Below are 8,598 nucleotides of genomic sequence, written 5' to 3'. Positions count from 1 at the left end.
TCCTCGCGGCTTGCTTGAGCCGTGTGCGGTGAACAACCGCTCGCACGGTTCTGAGGGGAGGACGGCGCAGCAATGCGCCGTCCTTACCCGACATGACCGGGAAGGATGGACCTTCCCGGATGATCTGAATGCAAGGGTCTGATCGGTCCCGGCGTTGGCGCGCCGGGCAGGAAGGTACATCCTGATGCTCAAGGTAATCGACGGCGGCGCTGGCTCCAATCAGGACAACGCGGCTGGTGGTGAGTCGTACTCGCCGATCGACGAGATCGTGCGCGAGGGCGCACGGCGGATGCTGGCCGCGGCGTTGCAGGCCGAGGTCGCGGCGTATGTGGAGCAGTTCGCCGATCGGGTAGATCACAACGGGCGGCGGTTGGTGGTGCGCAACGGCTATCACGTCGAACGGACGGTGCTGACGTCGGCGGGTGCGGTCGAGGTGCGTGCGCCACGGATCAACGACAATCGTGTCGATCCGGAAACCGGTGAGCGTAAGCGGTTCTCCTCGGCGATCCTGCCGGCCAGGTGTCGGCGTTCGCCGCAGATCAGCGAGGTGCCGCCGCTGCTGTATCTGCACGGGCTGTCCACCGGTGGCCCTGGAGCGGTTCCTCGGCACCGGGGCCGGTTGTCGGCCTCGGCGATCACCCGGCTGACAGCGCAGTGGCAGGACGTGGCGAAAGCCTTTGCGGTCCGGGATCTTTCGAATGTGGACTACGTCTACTTGTGGGTCGACGGGATCCACTTGAAGGTCCGTTTGGAGCAGGAGAAACTGTGTCTGCTGGTGATGATCGGGGTCCGCGCCGACGGACGTAAGGAGCTCATCGCGCTGACCGACGGGTTCCGGGAATCGCACGAATCCTGGGCGGATCTGCTGCGTGATTGCCGCCGTCGCGGTATGCGGGCACCGGTGCTGGCCATCGGTGACGGGGCGCTGGGGTTCTGGAAGGCGGTGCGGGAGGTATTCCCCGAGACGCGGGAACAGCGTTGCTGGTGGCACAAGCAGGCAAATGTTCTTGCCGCGCTGCCGAAATCAGCGCATCCAGGCGCGGTCGCGGCGATGAAGGAGATCTACAACGCAGCCGACATCGACAAGGCGCAGTTGGCGATAAAGGCGTTCGAGATCGATTACGGCGCAAAGTACCCCCAAAGCGGTCGCGAAGATCACCAGCGACGCCGACGTGCTGCTGGAGTTCTACCGGTATCCGGCCGAGCACTGGATCCATCTGCGGACCACGAACCCGATCGAGTCGACTTTCGCCACCGTCCGGTTGCGCACCAAGGTCACCAAAGGACCCGGCTCCCGCGCCGCCGAAATCGCTATGGCCTACAAGCTGATCGAGGCCGCGCTGAACCGGTGGCGGGCCGTCAGCGCCCCACACCTGGTCGCGCTCGTCCGCAACGGCGCCGTCTTCCACAAGGGCAAACTGCTGGAGCGGCCCATTGATATCACACCCACCAACCCGGATGAACCACACACCACGGCAGTCGCATGAAACACCATGAACAGCGATGAGGTAGTCCTCCGGCGCGCCAGCGACTCCGACGCATCGGCCGTCGCCGACGTGTGGCTGCGGTCCTTCGCTGTCGCCCTGCCGACCGTCCGCCGCGCCCACAACGACGAGCAGGTCCGCCGTTGGATCGCCGATCTCGTCGTCCCGCACCACGAGACCTGGGTCGCGGTCGCCGCGGGCTCGGTGGTCGGGTTGCTCGTGCTCGATGGCGAGGAGCTTGAACAACTCTACCTGGAACCAGCATGGCGCGGCCGCGGCCTGGGCGACCGGCTCGTGGAGCTGGCCAAGCAACGCCAACCAAATGGCTTGCGACTGTGGACTTTCCAAACCAATGCCGCAGCGCAACGGTTCTACCTACGACACGGCTTCATCGAGACCGAGCGCACCGACGGCACGCGCAACGAAGAACACGAGCCAGACATCCGCTTGATATGGCAGCCGACACGCTGATCCACAAGTCTTGACAATATCTCTCTGAAAGCGAGATACTCGCCGCCACAGCTGAACTCGGACAGGGCTCCCGAGACGGATTCCGCAGGCATCAGATCAATTGAGTCAGGACAGCTCAGTCATGAGCCCATCGTGGCAGTCCTGCTCAGGATCTGTCCCGAGCTAGGCCACCACTACACCTACACGCTGAGCAAACTTGCCGAGATCGCCAGCCGCGAGGCCGCGCTTGGCTTTGCGCATTCTCTGCCCGACCACCTCTTGCACCGTATCCATGTTCCGGACATGCTCTGGCACAATTCTTTCGGCTCGCAGCAGCGCGTCGAGCGGGTCGTGTCGAGGATTGCTTGCGTCACAGCGCAGGGTTTGACCGTGCTGAGGCTCGAACGCCAACTATTGACCGCGGTCGTCTCGACGCCCAGCAGTGGTATACCCAGGTGGAGAACCTGGTGGAGGTCCGCTTTTGTCGGATCGTGCGCCCGCCGTGCGGACGGCAGGATGTCCCCGAGGGACTCGATGACCTTGCGCCTTCAGGTCGGCGTGCGGCAGTTGCGGCAGATGCCGTAGATATCGAAACGGCAGTCGATATCGGAGAAGCCGAACTGTCGGCCGAGCCGCTCGGCGCGCTGGTCGAGCGCCTCGAGGATGAATCGTTCGGCGTGACCGCACCGGCGGCAGACCAGATTGTGGTGACCACCGTCTGCGTTGCCGAGGCGGTACATCAGTTTCCCGTCCTCGGAGCGCAAGGTCTCCACCTGGTCCAGCTCATGGAGTTTGCGCAAGATGCGGTAGACGGTGGAAGCCGAGATGGGGACGTCGCCGGTGCGCAGCTCGTCGTAGAGCTGCTGGTGTGTCCAGAAGTGATCGCCGCTGGCCAGGGCGTCCAGTACAACACGGGTCCGCTCGGCGATCCGACGGCGGATCGGCTGAAGCCGCGTGCCTTGTGTTCGTGTCGGCACTGTTTTCCCCTGTCTCGCTCTGAATGTCGGGCGCGGCGGTGGGTGGAGGTGTGTCGCGACGGTGTCCGGAGATGATCAGAGCTGCGTGCGCAAGGCTTTTCTGTCGACCTTCCCGACGGCGGTGACAGGTAGGCCGGCGACCTTGCGGATCATGTCGGGGAGTTTGAACGAGGCCAGTCCGCGATCGATGAGGAACCCTCTCAGGTCAGCGAGGGTCGGTGTCTCGCCGTCGACGACCACGACGGCGCAGACTTTCTCCCCCTGACCGTGCGGCACTCCGACCGCCGCCGCGTGCCGGATACCGGGGTAGGCGAGCAGATGCTCCTCGAGCTCCGCACAGGATATGTTCTCGCCGCCGCGACTGATGACGTCCTTGATCCGGCCGCAGACCACGAGGTGTCCACTGGGCAATTGGCGGACCAAGTCGCCGCTGCGGTAGTAGCCGTCGGGGGTAAAGGCAAGCGAATTGTGCTGCGGGGCACGATAGTAACCGCGGATTGTGTAGGGGCCGCGGGTGAGCAATTCACCCTGTTCGCCGGGTGTGACGTCCATGCCGTCTGCGTCGACCACGCGTATCTCGTCGGCCGGTGAGAGTGGGCGGCCCTGCGTGGTGCACACGATATCGTCGTCGTCATCGAGCCGGGTGAAATTGAGCAGGCCCTCGGCCATCCCGAAGACCTGCTGAAGTTGCGCACCCAGCGCGGGCCGGATCGCGCGGGCGTTCGCCTCCGCCAGTTTGGCCCCGCCTACTTGAAGCAGTCGCAGCGACGACAGATCGGCGTTTTCCCATTCGGTTGCCGCGCACCACAGCTGCGCCAGCTGCGGCACCACGGCAGTCAGGGTGGCACGGTGGCGTTCGATGGCGGGGAAGGCGGCGTCGGGACTGGCCACGGCGGTGAAGGCGATCGACCCGCCGGTGGCGATGGTGCCGAGAATGCCCGGACACGCGAGCGGGAAGTTGTGTGCGACCGGGAGAGTCGCCAGATAGACATCGTCGGGACCGCAGCCACAGACCTCGGCACTGGCCCGCGCGTTGTAGGAATAGTCTTCGTGGGTGCGGGGAATCAGTTTGGGCAATCCGGTGGTGCCGCCGGATACCAGAAGGAGCGCTACCTCGTCGGGATTCGGTTGGGGTAGCGAATTGCCTTCGCACGGAACCGAACTCAGTGCGCGGAATGGTCCGGGGTCGCCGAGGACGAAGACCTGACGCACCGAGGGCACCGCGTCGACCACCTCGCTCGCCAGCTCCCGGTAGTCGAAGTCACGGATCCGATCGGCTGTGATGTAGGCGGTGGCACCGGAAAGCTGTGCGAAATGGGTGATTTCGGTGCGGCGATGGGCGGGCAAGGTGAGCACCGGGATCGCCCCTGCGCGTAACAGTCCGAACAGCACCACCACGAATTCGGCGACATTCGGCAACTGAACCACAACGCGGTCGCCGGGCGCGACGCCCGATGCCAGCAGTCCATGGGCCATTCGGTCGGCGTGGGAATCGAGCTCACGATAGGTCCGCACCCCGTCACCGGCGTGCAGCACCGGGCGGTCCGGCCAGCGCGACACAGCGTCGCGCAGCAGTTCACCCAGTGACGTACGCGTCCAGTACCCTGCGGCTCGATAGGATTCGGCGAGGTGGTCGGGTATCCGGTCGAACCCGCCGCGAACGCCTGGCCTCGCTGTCATATTCGCTGCCTCTCTGCCGTTTCCGTGGTAGGTGGATGCGCGGCGGGCACCAGATACGGTGCGACACTGCCGAATTTCTCGCAGGTCTCCTCGTGCTCACGGGCCGGGGTGGAGGCGGAGACCACCCCGGCGCCGGCGCGCAGCCAGGCGTGTCCTGCGCGCTGGTAGACCGCGCGCAGCACCAATGCCGCGTCCAGTTCGCCGCCGTGGTCGGCCACCAGGACCGCACCGCCGTAGAGACCGCGCGGGCGGGGTTCGAGTTCGCCGATCACCTCGCAGGCCGCGGCCTTCGGTAGTCCCGATGCGGTGATCGCGGGGAAGACTGCGCCGAGGGCATCCCAGCGTGAATGTGGGGGAGCGAGCCGGGTTTCGACCCGTGATCCCAGATGCTGCACGCTGTGACGGGCCTTGACCTCGAGGAATTCGCTGATCCGGGTTGTGCCTGCACATCCGATCGTCGTCAGCTCCTCGACTGCGAGCCGCACCGAGATGGCGTGCTCGAAAACCTCTTTCGGATCGGTGAGCAGTTTCGCACGCAGTGTCCGGTCCACCTCGGCGTCGCCGGTCCGCGCCCGGGTGCCCGCCAGCGGTTGGGTCGCTGCGATTCCGTCGGTGTCCACCTCCAGCACAGTTTCCGGGCTGAATCCCGCGACCTGCCATCCACCAAGGTCGACAAGGAAAGAGCGGGCCGGTGTGTTGGCCCGCCGCCCAGCGACGTATGTAGCGGGCATATCCACCGGGAACGGGACGTCGATGACGCGCGACAGAATGACCTTCTGCAGTGCGTGCGCCCGGATGCGGTCGACCGCCGTACCTACCGCGCGAAGAAACTGTGGGTCGATCTCGGCGATGTGGACTGGTCGAGGGCTGGTGTCGGGCAGGTCCGCCGCGAGTTGCTTCAGGTCTGCCACGATGTGCGGCAGCTCGTCGGCCGACTCGCAGGTGCGGATCAGCACCGCGTCGTCGCCGATGTCGAACTCGATGCCCGGAATCATCACGTGTGCCAGCACGTCGTGCGATGCCGCGGTCGGATGCGCCAGCTCGAAACAGGCCCACCCGTATGCACGCCAGCCGGACACCGGCGCGTGCTCTAGCGCGGCCCCGACCAGCGGCCACGGGGTGCCGCTCCACGCCTGGGTGGACTCTCCGCCGAGGGTGGAACGAATATGGTTCCGATCGACGGTGACCGATCCGATCGGATTGGCGCCGACGTGGATTCGGCCCTCACGTTCGTAGGCGACGTAGCCGGACAATCGCCCCGAGGCGGCGAGTGCGGCGGTCACCGTGACCGGGTCGAACTGCCCACGCACAATGCTCTGGTGATATTCCCGGCGAAGGGCGGTCTTCTCGGACATCACCGCTCTGCCTCGGTGCCGGGATGTCCTGTGCCGAGGCGGCGGGTCAGAAACGACGAGATCGTCTGCGCGGTGGCCGCAGCGGTGTATTCGAGTGCGAGGTTGTGTCCGCTGTGGGGCACTATTTCGGCCTCGATTACTGCAGTGGGCCCGAAGACGGCGCGTCCGGACGCGGCGAGGGCAGTCGACGACGAGCAGTCCGAGGCGAGCAATCCGCAGGAGAACGGATCGTCGGCTCCGTTCACGGTGAGAACCGGGATGTCGACGGCTTGCATCGCCTCGAACACGGTCGCCGGCGTGACGGTGGTCAGCACGGGCATAGCGGTGGTGTCCTTGCTCGTCTCATCGGCGGCGATGACCTGCGGGTCGGTATCGGCCGGGTGGTAGAACATCGCGCGTGATCCGGCTCTCGTGGTCACATATCCGGGGTCGAGACCGGATCCGCTGAATCGCGGATCCAGCACGGCGGGAACGAGATTCGGCACAAGGCGAGTGAGGATGTCGTCGACGTTGAACATCGGGGTGAACGCCGTGACGACCAGGGCGTCGACGTCGTGATAGCGCGCCGCTTCGAGCAGGCCCACCAGCGAACCACTGCTGTGACCGACGATCGCGACGGTGTCGAACCGAGCTCCGTCGAAGCTGCCATCTCGCAGGGCGGACACCAGATGATGGACCGCGTCCGCCTGGTCACCGTAGCCGACGGCGGTACTCGCCGGGTGGAAGGAGGCGCCGGACCCGAGCAGATCGATCCGCAACGTCGCGAACCCGGCGGTCTGGGCGGCGTGCACATACGAATATGTCGGCCATTGGTACGGGAAGTCCCAGTAGCTGCGGTTGGTGGTAGAGCCGTGCAGCAGGATCTGCACCGCAGCAGCGCCCTGCGGAGCACACAGCGTGCCCGCGATGGTCCGGCTCGAATCGGGAAGTGTCGCAGTCACCTCATGACAAGTGCTCGGCCGGAATCCGGTGACCGGATTCGCGACCACTGCCGCGGCGGCGGCGAGCATGATCGCCACCGCCGCGGCAGTCGTGCCGAGAATCGAACGGGGGGCTGGGATCACGCGAACGACTCTCTGATGCGCTGCGGCGCTTTGGTGCGCGACCAGTGCATGATGCGCATGGCGCGATCCTGATTCATATCGAAGAACTTGGCCTCGCGATCGAGGTGCGGCATGTAGTCGGGCCAGAATCCCTCGCGGTGCACGTAGTCGATCAGCTTGTCGGCCGCGGCGGCCGGGGCAAGTTCGCCGCGCTCGACGGCCTGGCAGGTGGTGCGTGCGGTGGCCAGCAGCTCACGTAGCGCGGCAGACAGCGCCGTACCAGCGGTTTCACGTGCCCGGAACAGGTGGTCGTCGCGGGAGGTCAGGTACTTGCCCAGCGTGTGCTCTTGAGTGGCGGCGAAATAGAAGCTGAAGGTGTCCCAGACCCTGATCATCGCGTCCCACAAGGTGTAGTCGCGGAAGGCGACATACGAGGAGTAGACGAGGTCGTCGTTCATGTCGAACATGCGCTGTTGGATGTCGTCGACGTAGCCGAACCGCTCGAGCGACCAGTCGCCGTCGGATGCGGCGGCGATGAGCCGCCAGGCCAGCGCGTTGACAATTTCGAAGGTGTTCGCCAGGCCGCGAGAGAACAGTGCATCGATGGTTCCGGCGGCGGCCGCGGTGAGGCAGAAGCGGTCGCCGACGGTACGTGACACCGAGTGCTGCAGCCGACCCGTGCTGACCCAAGGGCGAACCGGACGGGCGTCGGTGAACTGTTCGGCGATGGCGGGGAAGCGGCGCAAGAAGTCGTCGAACTCCTTCTCGGGTGCGTCACGCTGGTCCGGATCACTGCCGTCGGTGAGGGTCAGCCCGACGCTGCACAGCGGATTCATGGACGCGTCGTGATTGTCGAACGGGATGACCCACAGCCAGCCGCCGTCGAAGACGTGGTGCAGTGTGCCGTCGTGCCATCGGGTCGGCTGCCCGTATCGGACCGCGCTGACCGCGTCGAAGGGCTTCACGCCGACCATGTGGGTGAACAGCGACCGCGAGTGGGTCCGCGCGCGCGTGGGCTGTTCGCGCAGCCCGTATCGTTCCGAGACCGGTGAGCGAAACCCGCTGGCGTCGATGAGATATTCGGCGCGGAACCGTTGCCGGGATGTCGACGTCAGCGTGACGCCCTGCTCCGGGTCGATGTCGATGGCGTCGATGCGAGTGTTGAGCCGGTGGTCGGCGCCGTATTTCACGGCCAGATCGAAGACATAGGCATCAATGTCCTGGCGGAACCAGTGCGCCTCCGTGCGGTACCAGATCGGTAGCACCACCTGATTCGCCTGATCCGGGTCCTGCGGCCGGTCGGGTCGGTGGTAGACGAAGCCGAAATTCTGCTTCTGGCCGCACATCACGCTGACCCGGTCGGTGGTGTCCTTGAAATTCGACAGCGGCGCCAGTTCGGGAACGTCGTAGCGCTCGGCGAGGATGTTCATGGTGTTGGTGGCGTAGGGAATGGTGGATTCCCCGACCACGAACCGGGGATGCACTCCGGCGTCGATCAGCAGCACTCTGACGTCGTGGCGGGCCAGAATAGCCCCGAGGGTGCTTCCGGCGATGCCCGCTCCGAGAATGGCGACATCGTAGGTCGGATCGGTCTGCGTCATCGGGTCAA

6 protein-coding genes and 1 pseudogene are annotated in these 8,598 nt (G+C 65.5%); 2 read left to right on the top strand and 5 right to left on the bottom strand.

The genetic code is table 11. The annotated features are described in order from the left end of the window. Positions 1 to 184: 184 nt before the first annotated feature. Together AB0H61_RS23505 and AB0H61_RS23500 are read left to right on the top strand one after the other, a co-directional pair. Positions 185 to 1,487 (top strand): annotated as a pseudogene (locus AB0H61_RS23505) (IS256 family transposase). 6 nt (positions 1,488 to 1,493) lie between these two features. Further along, on the top strand, positions 1,494 to 1,955 hold the full coding sequence (locus tag AB0H61_RS23500) for a GNAT family N-acetyltransferase (RefSeq protein ID WP_357307908.1): 462 nt from the start codon (positions 1,494 to 1,496) through the stop codon (positions 1,953 to 1,955). A 527-nt stretch (positions 1,956 to 2,482) separates the two neighbouring features. Here AB0H61_RS23500 and AB0H61_RS23495 read toward each other — a convergent pair. From AB0H61_RS23495 to AB0H61_RS23475, 5 genes are all read right to left on the bottom strand, one after another. Next, entirely contained in the window at positions 2,483 to 2,911 is a 429-nt protein-coding gene (locus AB0H61_RS23495) for a transcriptional repressor (RefSeq protein WP_357307906.1), read from the bottom strand. Positions 2,912 to 2,986: 75 nt separating this feature from the next. Next, complete coding sequence (locus tag AB0H61_RS23490) at positions 2,987 to 4,591, bottom strand: AMP-binding protein (RefSeq protein WP_357307904.1); 1,605 nt, start codon at positions 4,589 to 4,591, stop codon at positions 2,987 to 2,989. Beyond that, positions 4,588 to 5,946, bottom strand: a complete 1,359-nt coding sequence (locus AB0H61_RS23485; protein ID WP_357307902.1) for a salicylate synthase — start codon at positions 5,944 to 5,946, stop codon at positions 4,588 to 4,590. The genes AB0H61_RS23490 and AB0H61_RS23485 overlap by 4 nt, the downstream gene beginning before the upstream one ends. Then, a complete protein-coding gene (locus AB0H61_RS23480; protein ID WP_357307900.1) occupies positions 5,946 to 7,010 on the bottom strand; it encodes an alpha/beta hydrolase in 1,065 nt (354 codons plus the stop codon). Before AB0H61_RS23480 ends, AB0H61_RS23485 begins: the two co-directional genes overlap by 1 nt. After that, a complete protein-coding gene (locus tag AB0H61_RS23475) occupies positions 7,007 to 8,590 on the bottom strand; it encodes a tryptophan 7-halogenase (RefSeq protein WP_357307898.1) in 1,584 nt (527 codons plus the stop codon). The genes AB0H61_RS23480 and AB0H61_RS23475 overlap by 4 nt, the downstream gene beginning before the upstream one ends. Between the last annotated feature and the right edge of the window lie 8 nt (positions 8,591 to 8,598).

The sequence above is a fragment of the Nocardia sp. NPDC050710 genome, from assembly GCF_040654375.1.
Classification (GTDB): domain Bacteria; phylum Actinomycetota; class Actinomycetes; order Mycobacteriales; family Mycobacteriaceae; genus Nocardia.
This window is presented reverse-complemented; position numbering and strand designations above follow the sequence as displayed.